The following is a 22295-nucleotide window of genomic DNA, read 5'->3' as shown; positions in this document are numbered from 1 at the left end:
AGCGGCACCCGCGCAGCCTGGCACGGGCTTCGCGCCCCGGAACCGGAACACGGCTGAGGCCGGGGCTCGATCCCCCCGAGCCCCGGCCTCGGCCGTGTTCCCACCCCGTCGGCCAGAGAGGCCCGGTCCGCACCTGCCGCCCCGTGTCGGCGGTGCGCCCCGGGCCCCTGTCCGTGGCCCCCAGTCTGGCGCGCCGACGCCCCGCACCCATCCGCGCAGATACTCATTTCCGCGACTAGGTACGGATACTCACCCGCCCCACCAGTTCTACGCGGCCCCGCGGCCGCAACGGCACCGCCGATCGGGGGGAACCCGTCAGCGGTTCCCGCTCACCCGTCCCCGCAGCAGCAGCGACAGCGCCGAGTGCACGTCGTCCAGCGACCGCTCGCTCTGGAACGACTGCCAGTCCAGCGCCGCCACCAGCACCATCCCCACCATCGCCGCGGCGGTCAGCGGTACGTCGATCTCCGTGCTGAGCTCGCCCCGTTCCACACCCTCCCGCAGCACCGTCTCCACGACGGCGACGGCTTCTCGCCGGACGACCATCAGCGTGGACTGCCAGGTCCGGTTGGTGCGCCACAGCTCGGCGACGTAGAGCTGGGTGAAGGCGGGGTACCGGTCGATGAAGACCAGCCCGGCCCGGATCATCGCGTCGAGCGCCTCGACCCGGCTCCCGCCTCGGGCCTCGGTCGTCTCCGCGGCCGTGCGCAGGGACTCGGTCAGGAGTCCCACACCGTGCCGCAGCAGCTCCTCGAAGAGGTCGTTCTTGCTGGCGAAGTTGTAGTAGACGGTGCCCTTCGCCACGCCCGCCCGCTCGGCGATCTCTTCGACCGTGGTCGCGGAGAAGCCCTGCTCCGCTATGAGGGTGACGGCCGCTTCGTAGAGCTTCTGCCGTGTGGCCGCGCGGCGACCGCCGCCCGAGGCCGTACCGGTGCTGCTGCTTTCCATGGCGCTGATTCTCACAGGTCAACCTGTCCGTCCGGGCTACAGGCTCAGTTCCGGGCGCAGCCGGTCCATCGTCCACACCTGCTTGCCGCGGGCGGCGAGGGCGGTGAGGGCGAGGGCTCCCGCCGTGAAGGCGGTGAGGACCAGGCAGCCCTGCCAGACCGGGGCGAGGTCGCCGCCGGTGATGAGCCGGCGCAGGCTCTCGACCACGTAGGACATCGGCAGGTACGGGTGGATGGCGTTGAAGAAGCCGGGGCTGGTCTGGACGGGGTAGGTACCGCCCGCCGAGGTGAGCTGGAGCATCAGGACGGCCAGCACCAGGATCCGGCCGGCCGCGCCGAACTTGGCGTTGAGCCACTGGACCATGGCGGCGAAGCAGGCGGCGACCAGGACCAGGAAGCCGACGGTGAGCGCGGGCCGGGCCATCTGCAGGCCGAGCCCCCAGTGCAGTACGGACATCAGTGCGCCCACCTGCGCGGCGCCGATCCCCACCACGGGCAGCCAGCCCGCGAGGGCGATCCGCCAGGGCGAGGCCCCGGTGGCGAGCGCGCGCCGGTTCAGCGGTGCGATCAGCATGTAGGCGACCATCGCGCCGACCCACAGGGAGAGCGGGATGAAGTACGGGGCGAAACCGGTGCCGTAATTGGGCGCCTTGTGCAGGGACTGGTTGGCGAGGCGTACCGGGTCGGCCATGACCTCGGTACGGGCGTCGCGCTGCTGCTCGTCGTAGGCCGGGATCTTGCCGGCGCCGTCGTGCAGGCCGCCGGCGAGTTCGCCGTTGCCGTCGACGAGCTTGACCAGGCCGCCGTCGAGCTCGTGCGCGCCGTCGCCGAGCTTGCCGACGCCCACGCCGAGCGCGCCGGAGCCCTCGGTGGCGGAGCCGATGCCGGTGTGGAGCTTGGCCATGCCGGCGGAGACCTTGTGGGCGCCGTCGTTGAGGGCGTTCACCTGGGTGACCGCGGCTTCCAGGTCCGCGGAGAGGCCGGGGGCCTTCGTGACGAGGAGGCGGGCTTCGCGCTCCAGGTCGGCGAGCTGCTTGTGGAGGGTGGCGAGGTCCCCCTTCGAGTTCCCCAGCAGGGTGTCCACGTCACCGGCGAGTTCGGCGGCCTCGGCCGCGTCGTCCTTGAGCCGCTTCAGCTGCGGGCAGGTCTGCGGGAGCGGCTTGGCGCCGGTGGTGCAGGTCTTCGCGTAGACGTCGGCGGCGCCGGTGGAGACGCGCTGGGTGACGGTCGCGGCGGCCGGGGCCGCCTTGGCGAAGGCCGCGAGGTGGTTGTCGACGACCTTCGCGGTGTCGGCGACGAGTTCGGCGCTGTCCGCGAGGCTCTTGGGGTCCTTGAGGAAGGGGCGCGCCTTGTCGGCGGCGCCGCCGACCTTGTCGGCGAGCGTCTGGGTGCCGTCCGCGACGCCCTTCGAACCGGTTTCCAGCTGTCCGGCGGCCTCGTTCAGCTTCTTCAGTCCGCCGGTGAGCTCGCCGTTCTTCGCCTTCGCCGTGTCCAGGCCGTCGGCGAGGTCCTTGGCGCCCTTCCGTGCCTTGCCGGCCCCGTCGGTGAGCTTGTCGGCTCCGTCGGCGGCCTGGGCGGTCTTGTCGTGGAGGTCGGAGAAGTTGACGAAGATCTTGTCGAGGAACCCGCGGGAGGCGTTGGTGGACGCCGCCGAGCGGACCTCGGAGAAGACGGTGCGCGAGATCGAGCCGACGATGTAGTTGTTCGCGTCGTTCGTGCGGACCTGGAGGGCTCCGGTGGCGGGGTCCTCGCCCGAGCTGGAGGCGATCTTCGCGCTGAAGTCGGCGGGCATGGTGAGGGAGAGGTAGTACGTGCCCTTCTCCAGCCCGTCGGCCGCCTCCTCGGCGCTCACCTCGCGCCAGTCGAAGGTCTTGCTGTCGCGGAGCTTGCGGGTGATCTCGCCGCCGGCGTCGATCCGCTTCCCGTCGACGGTGGCGCCCCGGTCGGAGTTGACGAGGGCGACCGGCACCTTGTCGAGGCGGCTGTACGGGTCCCAGAAGGACCACAGGTACAGGGCTCCGTAGAGCAGCGGCAGCAGGAGCAGCGCCACGAGGGCGGCCCGGGGCAGCTTCCCCCGCCCGAACCGCTTCAGCTCAAGCGCGGCCAGCTTCGGCGAGCGCATCGTCGTCCCCCTTCGTGTCGTGCGGGTCCTGGGCGGCGGCCGGGATGCCGGTGCCGGCGGAGTCGCCAGTGCCTTCGGTGTCGGCGGTGCCTGCGGATCCGGCGGTGCCTGCGGAGTCGGCGGTGCCTGCGGATTCGTGCGGGGTGGTGGCCTCGGCACCCCAGGTGACCTTGGAGTCCTGGTAGTCCTGGGAGTCCTGGGAGTCCTGGGAGTCCTGGGAGTCCTGGGAGTCCTGGGAGTCCTGGGAGTCCTGGGAGTCCTGGGAGTCCTGGGAGTCCTGGGAGTTCATGGGCCGGGGCACCACTGCGGATCCCGCGGCCGGTGTCGCCGCCGGGTCGGTGGGGGCGGTGGCCGCCGGGCCCGTGCGCAGGACCGTCGCGTCGGACGGGGCCTCGCTGCACACCGCGAGGACCGTGGTCCCGCGGGCGGCCACGGACCGCAGCAGGTCCCAGGCTTCGGCGCGTTCGGCGTCCGAGAGCTTGAGGTCGAGGTCGTCCACGGCGAGCAGACGGGGCGAGCCGAGCAGCGCGATGGCCACCGACAGCCGTACGGATTCCAGCCGTTCCAGGTCCCGTACGGAGGTGCGCGGCCCCTTCGGCAGGGTCGCGAGGTCCAGTCCGGCGGCGGCCAGCGCGGCGTCGATCCGGGCAGCCGTGGAGGTGCGGCGCTCGGCGCGCGGGCGGAGCAGGGCGCGGACGGGACCGTCGTAGCGGCGCTGGAGCATGGCGCCCTCGCGCAGTTGCTCGGCGACGGTGAGGGCCTGGTCCAGGTCGTTGACCCCGGGCACCGGGCCGAGGGCGGCGATGCGGCGGACCGAGGCCATCTTCTTCGGCAGCCGGTGGCGGCCGATCTCGGCGTGGCCCTCGGTGGACTTCATGCGGCCGGTGAGGGCGAGGAGCAGGCAGGTCCGCCCGCTCCCGGAGGGGCCTTCGACCGCGATGAGCGAGCCGGGCGCCGCGTCGATCCCGATCCCCCGGAACACCCAGCCCCGCGGGCCTTTGGCTCCGAAGTCCTCGGCTTTGACGGCCGCGCCGTGCGGGCTGTCCACGCCCTCCCCCTTCTTTTGAACTGACCGGTCAGTTCAAAAACTAGCATCCCCGGCGGCATCCAGGGCGCACGGGGCGGCAGTTGCCGGTTCACAACCCCGGATACCGGGACGAACCCGCAGGTCAGCGGGATTGTCAGTGGGGACCGTCACGATGGGGGCAGACGAGAAACAGCTCGACCCGTAGGAGCTCCACCAGGCAGCGCCCAGCGCACGCGATGACAGGAGGTTCGTCATGGCCACACCGTCCCCGTCCCCTGTCCACCCCGTCCCCCGGAAGTCCACGGCACCCCCGGCCGCCCTCGATCTGCTCACCAAGGCCCACGAGGGCCTGGCCGAAGCCGCCTTGCTGACCCGGCCCAACGAGCGGTACGCCACCGCCCACCTCGCCGCGCTGCGCGCCGCCGCGGCCGTGCTCGCCGCGCGCGGACGGCCGGAGCCGGCGCACCCCCGGCGCAGGCCGCGGATCCGCAGCGCGTGGGAGGTGCTCCCGGAGATAGCTCCGGAACTGGCCGAGTGGAGCGCGCTCTTCGCCTCCGGGGCGGCCCGCCGGGCGCGGGCGGAGGCGGGCATAGCGGGAGCGGCCACCGCCCGGGACGCGGACGATCTGGTGCGTGCCGTCGCGATGTTCCTGCGCCTGGTGGAGCGGATGCTCTCGCTCCGCCCGCTGCTGCCGGCCGACCTGCCGCAGGGCCTTCCGCCGGGCCTGCCGCTGCCGCGTACGGAGCGTCCGGACGCGGGATGACCTGCCCGGCAGCGCGAGGCCATAGGGTGGGCAGCGACCGCTCACCAACGCGCCGAGGAGCCATCAGCCGTGTCGGACACTTCCCGCCCCCGCGCCTCCCTCCGCACCGCCGTGGTGTGGGAGGTACTCAAGGAGGCGCTCGACCGCCGGGTGAAGGCGACCGGGCGGGACGTGCTGGACGTACTGGACACGGGTGGCGGCACCGGCAAGTTCGCCGTGCCGGTGGCCCACCTCGGACACCGGGTCACCGTGGTCGACCCGAGCCCCAACGCGCTGTTCGGTCTGGAGCGGCGGGTCGCCGAAGCCGGCGTGGCCGATCTGGTCCGCGGGGTGCAGGGCGACGCCCAGGGTCTGCTCGACGTCGTCGAGCGCGATGCGTACGACGTGGTGATCTGCCACGGCGTCCTGGAGTACGTGGACGACCCGGCCGAGGGCGTCGCCAACGCGGTGGCCGCCCTGCGCCCCGGCGGCATCCTCAGCCTGCTCGGCGCCGGACTCGGCGGGGCCGTCCTGGCCCGCGCCCTGGCCGGGCACTTCACGGAGGCCCGTACGGCCCTGACCGACCCGGCCGGCCGCTGGGGCGCGGGCGATCCGGTACCGCGCCGCTTCACCGCCGAGCAGCTCTCCGCGCTGGTCTCCGAGGCGGGGCTGGCCGTGGGCGCGGTGCACGGGGTCCGGGTCTTCGCCGATCTCGTCCCCGGCGTCCTGGTCGACACCGAGCCGGGCGCCGTCGAGGCCCTGCTGCGACTGGAGGAGGCCGCGGCGGAGCTGCCGGCGTTCCACGCGGTCGCCACGCAGCTGCACGTACTGGGCGAGAAGCCCGCCTGATCTGCGCGGCTTCCGGGCACGCGGTGCGCCACTCACCCTCCGAACCGGGGTCGTGACCCGTATGATCGGGGTCAGCGCCCGGCATGCCGAGCGGACCGCTGGGGAATAACGCCCTCAGTGAGCCGTTCAAACGGCGCTGAGCATTCCCCAAGCGGTACTTTTTACGGGCAGTGTTTTTTTAGAACGTGGCGTAGAGGGCGGGTATCACGGGGGCGATTCCCCGCCTATCCTGAAGGGGACCCCTGGTCGCTACCCCCCGCGACCGACGGATGAGGAGGACTCCCGTGCCGCTCTCGGAGCACGAGCAGCGAATGCTCGAGCAGATGGAGCGAGCGCTGTACGCCGAAGATCCCAAATTCGCTACAGCGCTTGAGGGAAGCGGACTGCGCACGTACACCCGGCGACGGGTCTACCAGGCAGTCGCAGGCATTGTGGTGGGTATCGCGCTCCTCATGACCGGTGTGATCGTGCCGAACGTACTGTGGATCAGCGTGGTGGGATTCCTCGTCATGCTGGGCTGTACGGTGCTCGTGGTCACCGGTTGGCGCAAGGCACCCAAGCCTGGTGAGCAACCCGCCTCCGGCAGTGCAGGCGGTTCGCCCCAAGGGCAGAACCGGCAGCGTCGGTCGATGATGACCCGTATCGAGGAACGGTGGCAGCGCCGCCGGGACGAACAGGGGCAGTAGGCCCCACCGACAGACTCGGGTGAGGGGACGGCCGCCGAAAGGCGGCCGTCCCCTCACTGTTTCCCGAATCCGCTGTTTCCCGGATCCACGGTTTCCCGAATCCGCGCCGGATCACGGCTTCTGGGACATGATGATCAGATGAGTGTGCTCCCCCTGGTCTTCACCAGCGGCTGGGCCAGTGGGATCAACGCATACGCCGTGGTCCTCCTGCTCGGCATCTTCGGCCGGACCGGCCTGACCGACGAGGTCCCCGCGTCCCTGCAGCGCACCGACGTGCTCATCGTCGCGGCCGCCCTCTTCCTCTGCGAGGCCGTCGCCGACAAGATCCCGTACGTGGACTCCCTCTGGGACACCGTCCACACCGTGATCCGCCCGGTGTCCGGAGCGGTGGTCGGCGCGCTGCTGGCCGGGCAGAGCGGCTCGCTCTCCGACATCGCCGCCGGCGCGGTCGGCGGTTCCACCGCCCTGGCCAGCCATTTCGTCAAAGCCGGCACGCGCATGGCCATCAACACCTCCCCCGAACCCTTCAGCAACGTCGTGATGAGCACCGCCGAGGACCTCGGGGTGGGCGGCATCGTCACCTTCGCGATGTTCAATCCCGAGGCCGCCGCGATCATCTGCGCCGTCCTGCTGATCATCGGACTCGCCCTGCTGATCTACCTCTGGGCCAAGATCCGCCGCTTCCTGCGCCGCCGCGCCCAGCGCCGCGAGGAGAAGAGGCTCGCCGCCGAGGTCGCGCGCGTCGCTCGATAGGCTCAGCGGCATGGCACGAATTGCGGTGATCGGCGCCGGCATGGGCGCGATGGCGACGGCGGCACGGCTGGCCGTGGCCGGACATCAGGTGACGGTGTACGAGCGGGGGGCGACCTACGGCGGAGCCGTCGGCCGCTACGCCCGCGACGGCTTCGTCTTCGACACCGGCCCCGGTCTGGTGCACCTGCCCGCCGTCTACCGCGACCTGTTCGTCAAGACCGGCAAGCGGCCGCTGGAGGAGTGCGCGGAGCTGGTCCAGATCGACCCCGCCGTCCGCTACGTCCTCCCGGACGGCCGCACCCTCACCTTCCCGGGCGGCTCGCACGGTGGCGCCGCGGCCGCCGTCGACGCGGCCTTCGGACCCGGCTCCGGGGACCGCTGGAGCGCCGTCCTGGGCCGCGCCCGGGACGCCTGGGACGCCACCCGCCGGCCGCTCCTGGAGGAGCCGCTGCAGCAGGACACCTCCCCGCTGGCCCGCGACCCGTACCCCGCGCTGCGCGGGAGCGGACTGCTGCGCCGCCGCCCCCCGACCCTGGCCGAGGTGGCCGCCCGCGAGCTCGGCGGCGGCGGCTTCGACGAGCTGCTCACCGCGCGCGTACGGGCGTACGGGGTCGATCCGGCGACCGCGCCCGCCTCGGCCGCGGTGCTTCCCTACATGGAGCAGACCTTCGGCAGCTGGTACGTGCGCGGCGGGGTCCGGGAGCTGGCCACCGCCGTGTACGAGCGGTGCCTGGAGCGCAAGGTCGCCTTCGAGTTCGCCGCCGGGGTGCGGGAGGTCCTCGTGCGCGAGGGCCGGGCCGCCGGGCTGGTGACGGACGACGGCACCGAGGTCGGGGCCGACCACGTGGTGTGCGCCGCCGACCCCGGCGGGCTGCGGATCCCGCCCGCCGCGGACTCCGCGTCCCCCCGTACCGCGGAACCGGCACGCTGGTACACCCTGTTCGCCGCGCTGCGCGGGGCCCGCGACGCCGGCGCCGCGCACCGCACCCTGGTGGGCCCGGTCACCGTGCTGCGCCCCGACGACCCGGCCACCCGGCCCGACGCGGACCACGAGGCGGTCACCGTGCACGCGGTGCGGACCGGGGGCCCGGGGCCCGCGCCGTCCGCCGAGGACCTGCTGACGGCGGCCGAGCGGGCCGTCCCCGGACTGCGGGAGCGGCTGCTGTGGCACGAGCTGCGCACCCCGGCCGACGTGGAGGCGGCCACGGGTGCGGTCGGCGGCCGGGTGCCCGCGCCCGCGCTGGCGGGAGCCGGGGGCCGGCTGCTGCGCCCGGCGAACACCACCGCCGTGCCCGGGCTGTACCTGGCGGGCGGCTGGGCCCACCCGGGCGGCGGGCTGGCGCACGCCGGGATGACGGGGGCCCTGGTGGCCGGGCTGATCGTGGAGGGCGCGGACTTCCGGGGCTCTCGCTAGGCCGTACGCCGAGCTGCGCCGGGCCGATGGTCGGCCGGCGGCTAGTAGCGGTACTGCTCGTACTCGCCCGTGCCCTGGTACGGATACGGGTACGGCTGCTGCTGCTGCTGCGGATCGTCCGCCGGGTAGGGCTGGTTCACGTCGCGCTGCTGCGGGACCCAGACACCGCCGGGCGGGGTGTCCATGGAGTACTGCTCCTGCTGCCCGCTCGCGTACGGGTCCGGGGCGTAGCCGCCGTACGGGGGCGCGTAGCCGTAGGGCTGCTGCGGGGCGACGGCTCCGCCGGTGCCGATGTACGGATCCGAGTAGGCGGCGTACACCTGCTGCTCGCCGGGGGCCGGATAGCCGGTGGTGTAGTCGTAGCCGCCCTGGGTCTGCGGGTCGTAGTACGCCGCGTACTGGTGGGCGTCCTGCTCGGCCGGGGCGAACGGGGAGGCGAAGGTGGTGGTCTCGCCGGGCACCCCGTACGAGCCCGCGTCTGCGGCGGCCGGCTGCGCCGGGTAGAACCCCTGGACCTGTTCGCGCACGGCGCCCCCGGAGAACGCGCCGGAGTCCTCTTCGGTTTCCTTGTCGTACGTGTCGTACGTGTCGTACGCGTCGCTGTCGTCCCCGGCCTCGTCCGGCCCGTACTCCAGGGCCGTGACCTCCAGGGCCGGCTCCGGGCGCGGTGCGCCCCCGGCCCGCCGGCGCCGGCTCTGCGGGAGCTCGGGCTCGGGGGCCTTGCCCCGGCGCAGCGCCCAGCCGGACACGAAGCCCTTGCGGAAGGAGAGGGTCACCAGCGTCTGGCCGATCGCGAACGCCACGGCTCCGGCCGCGATGACGAGCACCGACGGCAGCACGACGCCGGCGACCACGCCGACGAACCCGGCGAAGGCGAGCAGGCGCCAGCGCAGCCGGGCCTTGTACTGCATCAGGACCTCGGCAAGCAGCCACAGCGCGACGAAACCGAACGCGATGTAGAGGACCGTCATTCCCATGCGGGGCCCCTCTCGGTGCGGCCGCCCGCCCGGGGGGAACGGTACGGCCGGTCAGGCCCGCTGGTGCAGGCCCAGGTTCTCGTAGATCTCGAGCGTCGCCGTGGAATTGTTCAGCGTGATGAAGTGCAGACCCGGGACACCCTCGGACAGCAGCCGCGCGCAGAACTCCGTGGCGAACTCGATGCCAATGGAGCGTACAGCGGCCGCGTCGTCCTTGACCGCGAGCATGCGCTCTTTCACAGCCGCGGGGAAGATTGCGTTGCTGAGTTGCGGGAGCCGGTCGAGCTGCTTGATGTTCACAACAGGCATGACCTCGGGGATGATCGGGGTGTCGCAGCCCGCCTTCGCGACGCTGTCGCGCATCCGGAGGTAGTGCTCCGGATCGAAGAACATCTGTGTGATCGCATAGTCGGCGCCCGCGCGGCACTTGTCCACGAAGTGCCGGATGTCCGTGTCCCAGTCCGTGGAGCGCGGGTGCATCTCGGGGAAGGCCGCGACGCCGACGCAGAAGTCGCCGGACTCCTTGACCAGCCGGACCAGGTCCGCCGCGTAGTGCACGCCCTCGGGGTGCGGCACCCACTCGCCCATGGGGTTGCCCGGCGGGTCTCCGCGCACGACGAGCATGTTGCGGATGCCCGCGTCGGCGAACTGTCCGATGACGTTGCGCAGCTCGGCGATCGAGTGGTCGACGGCGGTGAGGTGCGCGACCGGGGTCAGCGTGGTGTCCGCGGCGATCTGCTCGGTGGCACGGACGGTGCCGCCGCGCGTGGAGCCGCCGGCCCCGTAGGTCACGGACACGAAGCTCGGGGCCACCGCCTCGACCCGGCGGAGCGCGTTCCAGAGGTTGCGCTCGCCCTTCTCCGTCTTGGGGGCCCAGAACTCGAAGGAGTACGAGCGCCCGGACGCGATGAGGTCGCGGACCGTGTGCGCACGGTCCGACCAGGTGGAAGAGGTACCAAGGGCCATACGGGGAGGTTAGACGCGGTCCGGTGTCCATCGAAGCGTTGTCCACGGACTGGACGCGAAAATGAGACGGCGGAGCCGCAAGGGGGTGTCCGGCCGGTGGCTAGCCGAGCCGGGCGCGGACCCGCTTGGCCAGGTCGGCGGCGGCGGCGCCGGGGTCGGAGGCCTCGGTGAGGGCCCGTACGACCACGACGCGGGAGGCGCCGGCGTCCAGGACCTCGTCCAGGTTTCCCGCGTCGATCCCGCCGATGGCGAACCACGGCCGGTCCTGCGCGAGGGAGGCCGCGTGCCGGACGAGGCCGAGGCCGGGGGCGAACCGGCCGGGCTTGGTGGGGGTGGGCCAGCAGGGGCCGGTGCAGAAGTAGTCCACGCCGGGCTCGGCGGCAGCAGCGTCGACCTCCGCCTCGGAGTGGCAGGAGCGGCCGATCAGGACGTCCTGCCCCAGGATGGCGCGGGCGGCGGGCACGGGGATGTCGCCCTGCCCGAGGTGCAGCACGTCCGAGCCGATGGCGTGCGCGACGTCGGCCCGGTCGTTGACGGCGAGCAGCTTGCCGTGGCGGCGGGCCGCTTCGGCGAAGACCTGGAGGTGCTCCAGCTCCTCGCCCGCCTCCATGCCCTTGTCGCGGAGCTGGACGATGTCCACGCCGCCGGCGAGGACCGCGTCCAGGAATCCGGGGAGGTCGCCCTGCCGCTTGCGGGCGTCCGTGCACAGGTAGAGCCGGGCATCGGACAGCTGGGCGGCGATGGCGGACATGGGTACCCCCGGGTGATGAGTCGTTCGTGTCAGTACGGACGTACGCGGTGGGCGAACCCCGGACCGGGGCCCGCCCACCGCGACGCTCGAGGTGGAGTCGGGTCAGATGGCGAGCGCCTGAGCGCGGCGCTTCACCTCCGTGCCGCGATTCTCGCTCAGCGCCTGCACGGGGGTGCCGGGCAGGGTGTCGTCGGCGGTGAAGAGCCACTCCAGGATCTCGGCGTCGGTGAAGCGGTCGTCGCGCAGGACGGTCAGCAGGCCGACCAGCCCCTTGACGATCTTGTCTCCGTCGATGAAGGCGGCGGGGACCTGGAGGGAGCGGTTCTCGCCGCGGCGCACCGCGAGCAGCTGACCCTCCTTGACCAGCTGGCGAACCTTGGTCACTTCGATGTCGAGCATCTCCGCGATGTCGGGGAGGTACAGCCAGGCGGGAACAAGGGCATCGATCTTTGCGTCAATCTCGGTCACGAGCACAAGCCTGCCATCTCGGACTCGCCGCCGGTACCCGAGCGGCCCCGTCCGGGGCCCGGGGCCCCGCCGGACGGGGCCGAAAACGGGTCCGGGCGGGCCCGGAGCACCCCGGAATCAGAACGCCGACGGGCCCGCCGGGTCAGGGGAGGAGCGTCGACTTCAGGGCCGTCGCCGGGTCGGCCAGCTTCGCCCGGTCCACCCGCGCGCCCGATTCGATCAGGCGGCGCCCCTGCGCCAGGTCGCGCGGCCGCCCCACCGCGAGGACCGCGGCCAGCCGGCCGTCCCGCAGCCAGCACACCGACCAGGTGGCGTCCGCCGGGTCGCCGCGCCACACCAGCGCGTCCGCGGAGCCGTGGTGGCCCGCGTACTGCACGAAGCGGCCGAACTGCTCCGACCAGAAGTACGGGACCGGGTCGTAGACCTGGCCCCCCGAGCCCCCGGCCAGGATGTCCGCCGCCACCACCCGGGGCCCCTGGAGCGCGTTGTCCCAGTGGTGCACCAGCAGCCGGGCCCCGTAGCGCCCCGAGGGGAAGGAGGCGCAGTCCCCCACCGCGTACACCCCGGGCACCGAGGTGCGCAGCCACGCGTCGGCGGCCACCGCCCCGTCGGCACCGAGTTCCACGCCGGACCCGGCCAGCCATCCGGTGGCCGGCCGGGCGCCGATGCCCACCACCACCGCACCGGCCGGCAGCTCCCGGCCGTCGGCCAGCAGGACCCGGCCCGGCTCCACGGAGGCCACCCGCGCGCCGGTCAGCAGCTCGGCGCCCGCCTGGGCGTACCAGCGCCCCATCGGCTCGGCGACCTCCGCCGGCAGCGCGCCCGCCAGGACCCGGTCGGCCGCCTCGACCACGGTCACCGCGCAGCCCGCCTCGCGGGCCGCGGTGGCGAACTCCGCGCCGATCCAGCCGGCGCCGACCACCACGACCGGCGTGCCGTCCGCCAGGACGGGCCGCAGCCGGGCCGCGTCGTCCAGGGTGCGCAGCAGGTGCACCCCGGGGACGCCCTCCGCGCCGGGCAGGGTCAGCGGCAGGGCGCCGGTCGCCAGCACGAGGACCTCGTACGGGACCGGGCCGGCCTCGGTGTCGACCTCCCGGTCGGCGGCCCGCAGCCCGGTGACCTCGACCCCCAGGCGGAGCTCGATGCCGAGCTCCTCGAAGTCGACGTCGAAGGCCGAGTCCTCCGCCTTGCCGAGGAGCACCGCCTTGGACAGCGGGGGCCGGTCGTAGGGCTGGTGGGGTTCGGCTCCCAGCAGGGTGACGGGGCCGGTCCAGCCCTGTTCCCGCAGGGCGACCGCGGTCTGGACCCCGGCCATCCCGGCGCCGACGACCACCACGCCGCGCCCCGCGTCCCGGGCCTGCCGCTTCTGCTCTTGCGTCTGCTCGCTCACCCGGCCCAGCCTAATCAACTGACGGTCCGTCAGGAATAGCGGGATGGCGACCTGCCGGGATCCGGGCAGGCACGTTCCGGGATCCGGACGGGCACCGCCGCCGGGGAGGCAGCCTTACCGCCCGTCGGCCTCACCGTTACTCTGGCACGGAACCTATCGCGGGAGTCCGGGCGCACCGGGCTGAGAGGGAGGCTGGCCGGCCTCCGACCGTACGAACCTGATCCGGGTCATGCCGGCGAAGGGAGGGGCTGGACGCCCATGCATTCATCCAGGAACGGCCGGAGCACCGGCCACGACGTCCTCGTCATCGGGGGCGGCATCATCGGCCTGGTCACCGCCTGGCGGGCGGCCCGGCGCGGGCTGCGCACCGCGCTGGCCGACCCGGCCCCCGGCGGCGGCGCCGCCCAGGTCGCGGCCGGCATGCTGGCCGCCGTCACCGAGCTGCACTACGGCGAGGAGACCCTCCTCGGGCTCAACCTCGCCTCCGCCGCCCGCTACCCCGCATTCGCCGCCGAGCTCGCCGAAGCCAGCGGCGGCATGGACATCGGCTACCGGGCCTGCGGCACCCTCGCCGTCGCCCTCGACGCCGACGACCGGCTGCACCTGCGCGAACTGCACGCCCTCCAGCGCCGCTGCGGCCTGGAGTCCGACTGGCTGACCGGCCGCGAGTGCCGCCGCCTGGAACCGATGCTGGCCCCCGGCGTGCGCGGCGGCCTGCGCGTGGACGGCGACCACCAGGTCGATCCCCGCCGCCTCGCGGCCGCCCTGCTGGCCGCCTGCGAAAGGGCCGGGGTCACCCTGCACCGCGCCGGGGCGGCCCGGCTGCTGACCACCGCCGACCGGGCCTGCGGCGCGGTCCTCGACGACGCGGACGGTACGGAGCTGCGCGCCGACCAGGTGGTCCTGGCCGCGGGCTCGCTCAGCGGCCGGCTGGACGGCGTACCGCCCGAGGCCGTGGCCCCCGTACGCCCGGTCAAGGGCCAGGTGCTGCGCCTCGCGGTGCCGCCCTCGTACGCCCCGTTCCTGTCCCGGACCGTACGGGCCGTGGTGCGCGGCAGCCACGTCTACCTGGTCCCCCGTGAGAACGGCGAACTCGTCGTCGGCGCCACCAGCGAGGAACTCGGCTGGGACACCACCGTCACCGCGGGCGGGGTCTACGAACTCCTGCGCGACGCCCACGAACTGGTCCCCGGGATCACCGAACTCCCCCTGGTGGAGACCCGGGCCGGGCTGCGGCCCGGATCGCCCGACAACGCCCCCCTCCTCGGCCCCACCGAACTCCCCGGCCTGCACCTGGCCACCGGGCACTACCGCAACGGCGTCCTGCTCACCCCGCTCACCGGGGACGTCATGGCGGACCTGCTGACCACCGGCGAACTGCCGGAAATCGCCCGCCCCTTCACCCCGCGCCGCTTCGCCCTCGCACCGGCCCTCACGCGACAGGAGTCGTTCGCATGACCATTTCCGTCAACGGCGAGCCGCGCGAGATCGCGGACGGGACCATGCTCGCCACCGTGGTCGCCACCCTCACCGAGGCCACCAAGGGGGTCGCGGCCGCCCTCAACGAGACCGTGGTGCCGCGCGGCCAGTGGCCCTACACCTCCGTGACCGACGGCGACCGCGTCGAGGTCCTCACCGCGGTCCAGGGAGGCTGAGCACCATGGCGGACGACGTCTTCACCCTCGCCGGCCGGACCTTCTCCTCACGCCTGATCATGGGCACCGGCGGGGCGCCGAGCCTGGACATCCTGGAACGGGCGCTGGTCGCCTCCGGCACCGAACTCACCACCGTCGCGATGCGGCGCCTCGACCCGACGGTGCAGGGCTCGGTCCTGTCCGTACTGAACCGCCTCGGCATCGCGGTCCTCCCCAACACGGCGGGCTGCTTCACGGCGGGCGAGGCCGTCCTGACGGCGCGCCTCGCCCGGGAGGCCCTCGGCACGGACTGGATCAAACTGGAGGTCGTCGCGGACGAACGCACCCTCCTCCCGGACGGGATCGAGCTGCTCGACGCGGCGGAGACCCTGGTCGACGAGGGCTTCACGGTCCTGCCCTACACGAACGACGACCCGGTCCTCGCCCGCAAACTGGAGGACGTGGGCTGCGCCGCGATCATGCCGCTCGGCTCCCCGATCGGCTCCGGCATGGGCATCCGCAACCCGCACAACTTCGAGCTGATCACCGAGCGGGCCGGGGTCCCGGTCATCCTGGACGCGGGCGCCGGCACGGCCTCGGACGTGGCCCTGGCCATGGAACTGGGCTGCGCGGCGGTCATGCTCGCCTCGGCGGTGACCCGGGCGCAGCTCCCCGTCCTGATGGCCGCGGCCATGCGGGACGCGGTCGCGGCGGGCCGCCTGGCCCACCGCGCGGGCCGCATCCCCCAACGCCGCTTCGCGGAGGCCTCCTCCCCGGTGGAGGGCCGAGCCGCCCTGGACCCGGAACGCCCGGCGTTCTGAGGGGCCGGTACGGGTTCCCGCGCGCGCGGAGCCCTCACCCCCGCGCGCGGGAACCCGTACCGCCCCACGTCACAGGTGCGCTGCAACCGTCCGGGCCCGGGGCGGGGGCCGGACCGGCCCTCGTAGAATCTCCGGGTGGACACGACCCTGGATGACCCCCTCGTCGGGCAGACGCTCGACGGCCGCTACCGCGTGGACGCCCGTATCGCGGCCGGCGGCATGGCCACGGTCTACCGGGCCGTCGACACCCGGCTGGACCGGGTCCTCGCGCTGAAGGTGATGCACCCGGCGCTCGCCGCCGACCCCGGCTTCGTCGACCGGTTCATCCGCGAGGCGAAGTCCGTGGCCCGTCTGGCGCACCCCAACGTCGTGGCCGTCTTCGACCAGGGCACGCACGGCCCGTACACGTACCTCGCCATGGAGTACGTGTCCGGCTGCACCCTGCGCGACGTGCTCCGGGAGCGCGGCGCGCTCCAGCCCCGCGCGGCCCTCGACATCCTCGAACCGGTGCTCGCCGCCCTCGGCGCCGCGCACCGCGCCGGGTTCGTGCACCGGGACATGAAGCCCGAGAACGTGCTGATCGGTGACGACGGCCGGGTCAAGGTGGCCGACTTCGGGCTGGTGCGGTCCGTGGACTCCGTGACCAACACCACCGGGTCCGTCCTCGGCACCGTCTCCTACCTCGCCCCCGAGCAGATCGAGAACGGCGTCACCGACACCCGCGTGGACGTCTACGCCTGCGGGGTCGTGCTCTACGAGATGCTCACCGGCTCCAAGCCGCACACCGGCACCAACCCCGCCCAGGTGCTCTACCAGCACCTCAACGAGGACGTCCCGCCGCCGTCGGCCGCCGTCCCCGGGCTGCCCACCGCGCTCGACGAGCTCGTCGCCCAGGCCACCGCGCGCAACCCCGATCTGCGTCCCTACGACGCGGTCGCGCTCCTCGGGCTGGCCATGGAGGCCCGCGCCCAGCTCGCGGACTCGGAGCTGGACGCCGTGCCGCCGCAGGCCCGGGCCGCGGAGCGGACCGCCGCGGAGGACCGCACGAGCGTGATCCCCCGCCCGGTGACCGTGCGGGCCGACAACGTCCCGCACGCCTCGCACGCCGAGCCCGTCTCCCACACCTCCCGGCTCGCGGCTCCGCCGCTGCCCCCGGCGCCGGCCGGGCCGCGGATCCGGCGCCCCGGGCCGCTGCTCGTGGTGCTCGGTGTCCTGCTCTTCCTCGGCCTCGGTACGGGGGTCTGGTACATCAGCTCCGGCCAGTTCACGAAGGTCCCGAACCTGCTCGGGAAGACCGAGGCGGAGGCCAAGTCCCGGCTGTCGGCGGCCGGGCTCGGGGTGAAGGGGATCGACCGGAAGTTCAGCGCGGCCTTCGACAAGGGCACCGTGATGAACACCGACCCGGCCGGCGGCAAGCGCATCCGCGGCAACGGCGCCGTGACGCTCACCATCTCGCGCGGGCCCGAGGTCGTCGTGGTCCCGGACCTGAAGGGCAAGCCCGTGGCGGCCGCGAAGGAGGAGCTGACCTCGGTCGGTCTGACGCCGGGGGCCGTCACGCAGGCGTTCAGCGAGGACGTCGCGCAGGGCTCGGTGATCGGCACGGACCCGGCGGGCGGGCAGAAGCGGTCCCTGGACACCCTGGTCGCGATGGTGGTCAGCAAGGGCCGCCCGGTGCCGGTCCCGCGCGTCACGGGCGTCTCCCTCGACCAGGCCCGTTCCACCCTGGAGGGCCTCGGCCTGAAGGTGGAGACGGCCCCGGAGGAGGTCAACTCCCCCTCCCCCGCCGGTACGGTCGCCAACCAGTCGATCGGCGCCGGCAGCCAGGCCGCCGCCGGCGACACGGTCACCCTCACCCTGTCCAAGGGCCCCCGCCAGATCCCGGTTCCGGACGTCACCGGCCAGGAGGCCGACGCGGCCCGCGCGACCCTGGAGGGGCTGGGCTTCAAGGTCAAGGTCGACAAGCCCTTCCTCTCCTTCAGCAACACCGTCGACTCCCAGTCGGTCCCCGCGGGCCAGAACGCCGCCGAGGGCAGCACGATCACCATCAGGACCAAGGGGCTGTAACAGCACGCCATGAACAACAATTCAACGGGCCGCAATCCGGTCGGCGGGCACGTGCCCGTCGCGGGCGGGCTGGCCTCGGTCGGGCTTGCGTACGCCCGCGAGATGGGCGCCGAGGCCGTGCAGGTCTTCGTCGCCAATCCGCGCGGCTGGGCCACCCCGGTCGGCAATCCGGCCCAGGACGAGCTGTTCCGCGCGGCCTGCGCGGCCGAGGGCATCCCGGCGTACGTCCACGCGCCGTACCTGATCAACTTCGGCTCGCACACCGAGGCCACCGTCGAGAAGTCCGTGGAATCCCTGCGGCACTCGCTGCGCCGGGCCCGGGCGATCGGCGCGCTCGGGGTGGTCGTGCACACGGGCTCGGCGACCGGGGGCCGGCCGCGCGAAGCGGCGTACGCGCAGGTCAGGGAACACATGCTGCCGCTGCTGGACGAGCTGACGCACGAGGACGACCCCTTCCTGCTGCTGGAGTCCACGGCCGGCCAGGGTTCCTCGCTGTGCTCGACCGCCGAGGAGTTCGGCCCGTACTTCGACGCCCTCGACCGTCATCCGATGCTCGGGATCTGCCTCGACACCTGCCACATCTTCGCGGCCGGGCACGATCTGGCGGAGCCGGGCGGGACGAAGCGGACGCTGGACCTGCTCGTGGACACGGTGGGCGAGGGCCGGCTGAAGCTGGTGCACGCCAACGACTCCAAGGAGGCCGTGGGCGCCCACAAGGACCGCCACGCGCAGATCGGGCAGGGCCACATCGGCCGGGAGGCCTTCGCCGAGCTGTTCACGCACCCGGCGATGGAGGGCGTACCGCTGATCATCGAGACGCCCGGCGGCAAGGAGGGGCACGCGGCGGACGTGGCGCTGCTGAAGGAGCTGCGCGGGCTCCACTGATCTGTTGAGGAATACCCCAGGGGGGTATACGGTTCTGTCATATCGACCGACAGAGCCGCTATCCGGCGTTCCTCGCCAGGGGGTTGTCATGGAACACGCGCACGAGCAGCAGGGGCAGCACGAGCAGCACGAGCACCATGCACAGGGCGAACATCACGGCCACACCCACGAGCACGAGCACGAGCACGGCCATGCTCACGCCCACGCCCACACCTCCGGCGGCGGGAAGGTCACCTGGGCCGCCGCCGCGCAGGCCACGCTCCACTGCCTCACCGGGTGCGCCATCGGCGAGGTGCTCGGCATGGTCATCGGCACCGCCCTCGGCTGGGGGAACGCTCCGACGATGGTCCTCGCGATCGTCCTGGCGTTCTTCTTCGGCTACGCGCTCACCCTGCGCGGGATCCTCGCCGCGGGCCTGGACTTCCGTACGGCCATCCGGGTGGCGTTGGCGGCGGACACCCTGTCGATCGCCGTCATGGAGCTGATCGACAACGGGGTGATCCTGCTCTGGCCCGGAGCCATGGACGCGATGCTGTCGGACGGGCTCTTCTGGGCGGCGCTCGGGATCGCGCTCGCGGTGGCCTTCGTCGTCACGACGCCGGTCAACAAGTGGATGATCGGCCGCGGAAAGGGTCACGCGGTCGTCCACCAGTACCACCACTGAGCCACCGAACCGATGAGCTACAGCTCGGGGCCGTCCCCCGGCTCCTCCTGGTACGAGTAGCGCTGCTCGCGCCAGGGGTCGCCGATGTTGTGGTAGCCGCGCTCCTCCCAGAAGCCGCGGCGGTCGGCGGTCATGTACTCGACGCCGCGGACCCACTTGGGGCCCTTCCACGCGTAGAGGTGCGGCACGACCAGCCGGAGCGGGAAACCGTGCTCCGCGGTGAGCAGTTCACCGCCCTGATGGGTGGCGAAGACGGTCCGCTCGGAGGCGAAGTCCGCGAGGCGCAGGTTGGAGCTGAAGCCGTACTCGGCCCACACCATCACGTGCGTGACCTGCGGGGACGGCGGAGCGAGGTCGAGGACCGTGCGGGCGAGGACGCCGCCCCATTCGGCACCGGTCATGCTGAACTTCGTCACGCAGTGCAGGTCGGCCTCGACGGACTCGAACGGCAGGGCCGCGAACTCCTCGTGGTTCCAGCAGTGCTTCTCACCGTCGGCCGTGGCGCCGAAGACGCGGAACTCCCAGCGCTCGGGCTTGAACTTGGGTACCGGTCCGTAGTGGGTGACCGGCCAGCCTCGCTGCAACCTCTGCCCCGGGGGAAGCTCCAGTTGCTCTGATCCCGGAGATTCCCGGCTTTCCGGCTGACCCATGTCTCCATGGTGACAGACTTGGCGGGGTGGTCGTGACCAGCTTCGACCGGATTCGGGCAAGTCACGGTAACTCCCACTAAGGAGGCACTTACTGGACGGCCTCCTGCGGCGGTGCAAGGATGCGCGCACCTGCCCCGTCACATTGCTGACATTGCTTGGAAGGAGCCTCTGCGATGCAGGGCGACCCCGAGGTCCTTGAGTTTCTCAACGAGCAGCTGACCGGCGAACTTACGGCCATCAACCAGTACTGGCTCCACTACCGGATCCAGGACAACAAGGGCTGGACGAAGCTCGCCAAGTACACGCGTGAAGAGTCCATCGATGAGATGAAGCACGCGGACAAGATCACCGAACGCATCCTGATGCTCGACGGTCTGCCGAACTACCAGCGCCTCTTCCACGTCCGCGTGGGCCAGACGCTGACGGAGATGTTCCAGGCGGACCGGCAGGTCGAGGTCGAGGCGATCGACCGCCTCAAGCGCGGCATCGAGGTCATGCGCGGCAAGGGCGACGTCACCTCGGCGCGGCTGTTCGAGGAGATCCTGGAGGACGAGGAGCACCACATCGACTACCTCGACACCCAGCTGGAGCTCATCGAGTCCATCGGCGAGGCGCTCTACATCGCGCAGCTCATCGAGCAGCCGAGCTAGTACCGGTTTCCGGGGCTCCTACGCGGCTTCGGCGAGCTCCGTGCCCGCCGGTACCAGCGGGTCCGCGGCGAGCACGGCGGCGGCGGCGCCCTTCTCCAGCAGTTCGCGGCGCGGGCAGGCCCCGCGGCCGAGGAGGCCCTGGATGGTCCGCACGCAGGAACCGCAGTCGGTGCCGGCCTTCGTGGCCGAGGCGATCTGGCGGGGGGTGCAGGCTCCGGCCTCCGCGTGGTCCTTGACCTGCTTGTCGGTGATCCCGAAACAAGAGCAGACGTACACGCGGTTCACCTCCCTGACAGGAACGGTTCGGCCAGCCATCCCGTATTCGGTGAGGCTTACCTAACCCTACCCAAACTTAGGGTTCCCTAAAAGACCCGGATACGCCGATGGGGCGCGGATCACATTCGATCCGCGCCCCATCGTCATGGAGTGCTCACACTGCGCTCGGGCGCCTACTGGTCGCGGTACATCTCGGCGACGAGGAACGCCAGGTCCAGGGACTGGCTGCGGTTCAGGCGCGGGTCGCAGGCCGTCTCGTAGCGCTGGTGCAGGTCGTCGACGAAGATCTCGTCGCCGCCGCCCACGCACTCGGTGACGTCGTCACCGGTGAGCTCGACGTGGATGCCGCCCGGGTGGGTGCCGAGGCCCTTGTGGACCTCGAAGAAGCCCTTGACCTCGTCGAGCACGTCGTCGAAACGGCGCGTCTTGTGGCCGGAGGCCGCCTCGAAGGTGTTGCCGTGCATCGGGTCGGTGACCCAGCCGACGGTCGCGCCGGAGGCGGTGACCTTCTCGACGAGCTCGGGGAGCTTGTCGCGGACCTTGTCGGCGCCCATGCGGACGACGAAGGTCAGCCGGCCCGGCTCGCGCTCGGGGTCGAGGCGGTCGATGTAGGTGAGCGCCTCGTCCACCGTGGTGGTGGGGCCGAGCTTGATGCCGATCGGGTTGGCGATCTGCGAGCAGAACTCGATGTGCGCGTGGTCGAGCTGGCGGGTGCGCTCACCGATCCAGACCATGTGGCCCGAGGTGTCGTACAGCCGGCCGGTGCGCGAGTCCGTACGGGTGAGGGCGCCCTCGTAGTCGAGGAGCAGCGCCTCGTGGGAGGCGTAGAACTCGACGGCCTTGAACTCCGCCGGGTCGGTGCCGCAGGCCTTCATGAAGTTCAGGGCGTTGTCGATCTCCCGCGCGAGCTGCTCGTAGCGCTGCCCGGACGGGGAGTTCTTCACGAAGTCCTGGTTCCAGGCGTGCACCTGGCGCAGGTCGGCGTAACCACCGGTGGTGAAGGCGCGCACCAGGTTCAGCGTGGAGGCCGACGCGTGGTACATGCGCTTGAGGCGCTCGGGGTCCGGGACGCGGGACTCCTCCGTGAAGGCGAAGCCGTTCACGGAGTCGCCGCGGTAGGTCGGCAGGGTGATGCCGTCGCGGGTCTCGGTGTCCTTGGAGCGCGGCTTGGAGTACTGGCCGGCGATGCGGCCGACCTTGACGACGGGCACGGAGGCCGCGTAGGTCAGGACGGCGCTCATCTGGAGCAGCGTCTTCAGCTTGGCGCGGATGTGGTCGGCGGAGACGGCATCGAAGGCCTCGGCGCAGTCGCCACCCTGCAGCAGGAACGCCTCGCCCTTGGCGACGGCTCCCAGACGGGCGCGCAGCTGGTCGCATTCGCCCGCGAAAACGAGGGGAGGATACGACTCGAGGTCCGCGACGACAGCGCGCAGGGCCTCGGCATCGGGGTACGAAGGCTGCTGCGCCGCGGGAAGGTCTCGCCAGGTCGCCTTGGAGGCGGGGGCTTGGGTTTCAGCGTTCACGGTCACCCCACACACATTACGGCGTCACACCCCGCC

23 protein-coding genes and 1 riboswitch are annotated in these 22295 nt (G+C 72.4%); of the genes, 12 read left to right on the top strand and 11 right to left on the bottom strand.

Features of this window, described 5'->3' with window-relative positions:
• Positions 1-315: 315 nt before the first annotated feature.
• Genes ACWCP2_RS31405 through ACWCP2_RS31395 form a run of 3 tightly spaced genes read right to left on the bottom strand, consistent with a single transcriptional unit; the run spans position 316 to position 4117 of the window.
• A complete protein-coding gene (locus ACWCP2_RS31405; protein WP_450911949.1) occupies positions 316-948 on the bottom strand; it encodes a TetR/AcrR family transcriptional regulator in 633 nt (210 codons plus the stop codon).
• Between the two features lie 36 nt (positions 949-984).
• Positions 985-3069 carry a YhgE/Pip family protein gene (locus tag ACWCP2_RS31400; protein ID WP_450911948.1) on the bottom strand — a complete coding sequence of 695 codons (2085 nt, stop codon included), beginning with the start codon at positions 3067-3069 and terminating at the stop codon, positions 985-987.
• Positions 3041-4117 carry an ATP-binding cassette domain-containing protein gene (locus ACWCP2_RS31395; protein ID WP_450911947.1) on the bottom strand — a complete coding sequence of 359 codons (1077 nt, stop codon included), beginning with the start codon at positions 4115-4117 and terminating at the stop codon, positions 3041-3043. Before ACWCP2_RS31395 ends, ACWCP2_RS31400 begins: the two co-directional genes overlap by 29 nt.
• A 232-nt stretch (positions 4118-4349) precedes the next feature.
• On the opposite strand from ACWCP2_RS31395, the gene ACWCP2_RS31390 reads away from it, so the two are divergent.
• From ACWCP2_RS31390 to ACWCP2_RS31370, 5 genes are all read left to right on the top strand, one after another.
• Positions 4350-4859, top strand: a complete 510-nt coding sequence (locus ACWCP2_RS31390) for an SAV_6107 family HEPN domain-containing protein (protein WP_450911946.1) — start codon at positions 4350-4352, stop codon at positions 4857-4859.
• 69 nt (positions 4860-4928) lie between these two features.
• Positions 4929-5687 carry a class I SAM-dependent methyltransferase gene (locus ACWCP2_RS31385; protein WP_450911945.1) on the top strand — a complete coding sequence of 253 codons (759 nt, stop codon included), beginning with the start codon at positions 4929-4931 and terminating at the stop codon, positions 5685-5687.
• Between the two features lie 284 nt (positions 5688-5971).
• Positions 5972-6373, top strand: a complete 402-nt coding sequence (locus tag ACWCP2_RS31380) for a DUF3040 domain-containing protein (protein WP_266909422.1) — start codon at positions 5972-5974, stop codon at positions 6371-6373.
• A 138-nt stretch (positions 6374-6511) separates the two neighbouring features.
• Complete coding sequence (locus ACWCP2_RS31375; protein ID WP_450911944.1) at positions 6512-7126, top strand: DUF4126 domain-containing protein; 615 nt, start codon at positions 6512-6514, stop codon at positions 7124-7126.
• A gap of 10 nt (positions 7127-7136) precedes the next feature.
• Positions 7137-8540, top strand: coding sequence for a phytoene desaturase family protein (locus ACWCP2_RS31370; protein ID WP_450911943.1), 1404 nt, complete (start codon positions 7137-7139; stop codon positions 8538-8540).
• 41 nt (positions 8541-8581) lie between these two features.
• Here ACWCP2_RS31370 and ACWCP2_RS31365 read toward each other — a convergent pair whose 3' ends face one another.
• From ACWCP2_RS31365 to ACWCP2_RS31345, 5 genes are all read right to left on the bottom strand, one after another.
• Positions 8582-9517 carry a hypothetical protein gene (locus tag ACWCP2_RS31365; protein ID WP_450911942.1) on the bottom strand — a complete coding sequence of 312 codons (936 nt, stop codon included), beginning with the start codon at positions 9515-9517 and terminating at the stop codon, positions 8582-8584.
• 51 nt (positions 9518-9568) lie between these two features.
• Positions 9569-10483, bottom strand: coding sequence for a methylenetetrahydrofolate reductase [NAD(P)H] (metF, locus tag ACWCP2_RS31360; RefSeq protein ID WP_388508385.1), 915 nt, complete (start codon positions 10481-10483; stop codon positions 9569-9571).
• Between the two features lie 100 nt (positions 10484-10583).
• The gene (gene thiE / locus ACWCP2_RS31355; RefSeq protein WP_450911941.1) at positions 10584-11234 is read right to left on the bottom strand and encodes a thiamine phosphate synthase; all 651 of its coding nucleotides are present in this window, start codon (positions 11232-11234) and stop codon (positions 10584-10586) included.
• 102 nt (positions 11235-11336) lie between these two features.
• The gene (locus ACWCP2_RS31350; protein WP_450911940.1) at positions 11337-11702 is read right to left on the bottom strand and encodes an Rv2175c family DNA-binding protein; all 366 of its coding nucleotides are present in this window, start codon (positions 11700-11702) and stop codon (positions 11337-11339) included.
• A 142-nt stretch (positions 11703-11844) separates the two neighbouring features.
• On the bottom strand, positions 11845-13092 hold the full coding sequence (locus tag ACWCP2_RS31345; protein WP_450911939.1) for an NAD(P)/FAD-dependent oxidoreductase: 1248 nt from the start codon (positions 13090-13092) through the stop codon (positions 11845-11847).
• Between the two features lie 148 nt (positions 13093-13240).
• Positions 13241-13353, top strand: a riboswitch (TPP riboswitch).
• On the opposite strand from ACWCP2_RS31345, the gene thiO reads away from it, so the two are divergent.
• From thiO to ACWCP2_RS31315, 6 genes are all read left to right on the top strand, one after another.
• On the top strand, positions 13351-14550 hold the full coding sequence (gene thiO / locus ACWCP2_RS31340) for a glycine oxidase ThiO (protein ID WP_450911938.1): 1200 nt from the start codon (positions 13351-13353) through the stop codon (positions 14548-14550). It overlaps the preceding riboswitch by 3 nt.
• Positions 14547-14747, top strand: coding sequence for a sulfur carrier protein ThiS (thiS, locus tag ACWCP2_RS31335; RefSeq protein WP_243330100.1), 201 nt, complete (start codon positions 14547-14549; stop codon positions 14745-14747). The genes thiO and thiS overlap by 4 nt, the downstream gene beginning before the upstream one ends.
• Positions 14748-14752: 5 nt before the next feature.
• Positions 14753-15547 carry a thiazole synthase gene (locus tag ACWCP2_RS31330; protein ID WP_450911937.1) on the top strand — a complete coding sequence of 265 codons (795 nt, stop codon included), beginning with the start codon at positions 14753-14755 and terminating at the stop codon, positions 15545-15547.
• A 135-nt stretch (positions 15548-15682) separates the two neighbouring features.
• Complete coding sequence (gene pknB, locus ACWCP2_RS31325) at positions 15683-17611, top strand: Stk1 family PASTA domain-containing Ser/Thr kinase (RefSeq protein ID WP_450911936.1); 1929 nt, start codon at positions 15683-15685, stop codon at positions 17609-17611.
• Between the two features lie 9 nt (positions 17612-17620).
• Positions 17621-18496 carry a deoxyribonuclease IV gene (locus ACWCP2_RS31320; RefSeq protein WP_450911935.1) on the top strand — a complete coding sequence of 292 codons (876 nt, stop codon included), beginning with the start codon at positions 17621-17623 and terminating at the stop codon, positions 18494-18496.
• An 88-nt stretch (positions 18497-18584) separates the two neighbouring features.
• A complete protein-coding gene (locus ACWCP2_RS31315) occupies positions 18585-19160 on the top strand; it encodes a DUF4396 domain-containing protein (RefSeq protein WP_450911934.1) in 576 nt (191 codons plus the stop codon).
• Between the two features lie 17 nt (positions 19161-19177).
• On the opposite strand, the gene ACWCP2_RS31310 is transcribed toward ACWCP2_RS31315, so the two are convergent.
• Positions 19178-19810 (bottom strand): sulfite oxidase-like oxidoreductase, encoded by a 633-nt coding sequence (locus ACWCP2_RS31310; RefSeq protein WP_450911933.1) that lies wholly within the window; start codon positions 19808-19810, stop codon positions 19178-19180.
• A 173-nt stretch (positions 19811-19983) separates the two neighbouring features.
• Here ACWCP2_RS31310 and bfr point away from each other — a divergent pair, with 173 nt between their 5' ends.
• A complete protein-coding gene (gene bfr, locus ACWCP2_RS31305; protein WP_112446344.1) occupies positions 19984-20460 on the top strand; it encodes a bacterioferritin in 477 nt (158 codons plus the stop codon).
• A gap of 18 nt (positions 20461-20478) precedes the next feature.
• On the opposite strand, the gene ACWCP2_RS31300 is transcribed toward bfr, so the two are convergent.
• Together ACWCP2_RS31300 and ACWCP2_RS31295 are read right to left on the bottom strand one after the other, a co-directional pair.
• Positions 20479-20745, bottom strand: coding sequence for a (2Fe-2S)-binding protein (locus ACWCP2_RS31300; RefSeq protein WP_450911932.1), 267 nt, complete (start codon positions 20743-20745; stop codon positions 20479-20481).
• Between the two features lie 164 nt (positions 20746-20909).
• On the bottom strand, positions 20910-22274 hold the full coding sequence (locus tag ACWCP2_RS31295; protein ID WP_430625628.1) for a class II 3-deoxy-7-phosphoheptulonate synthase: 1365 nt from the start codon (positions 22272-22274) through the stop codon (positions 20910-20912).
• Between the last annotated feature and the right edge of the window lie 21 nt (positions 22275-22295).

The sequence above is a fragment of the Streptomyces sp. NPDC002104 genome (assembly GCF_053593795.1).
Note: the sequence above shows the minus strand (reverse complement) of the source record. Positions and strands in the feature narration are given on the sequence as shown.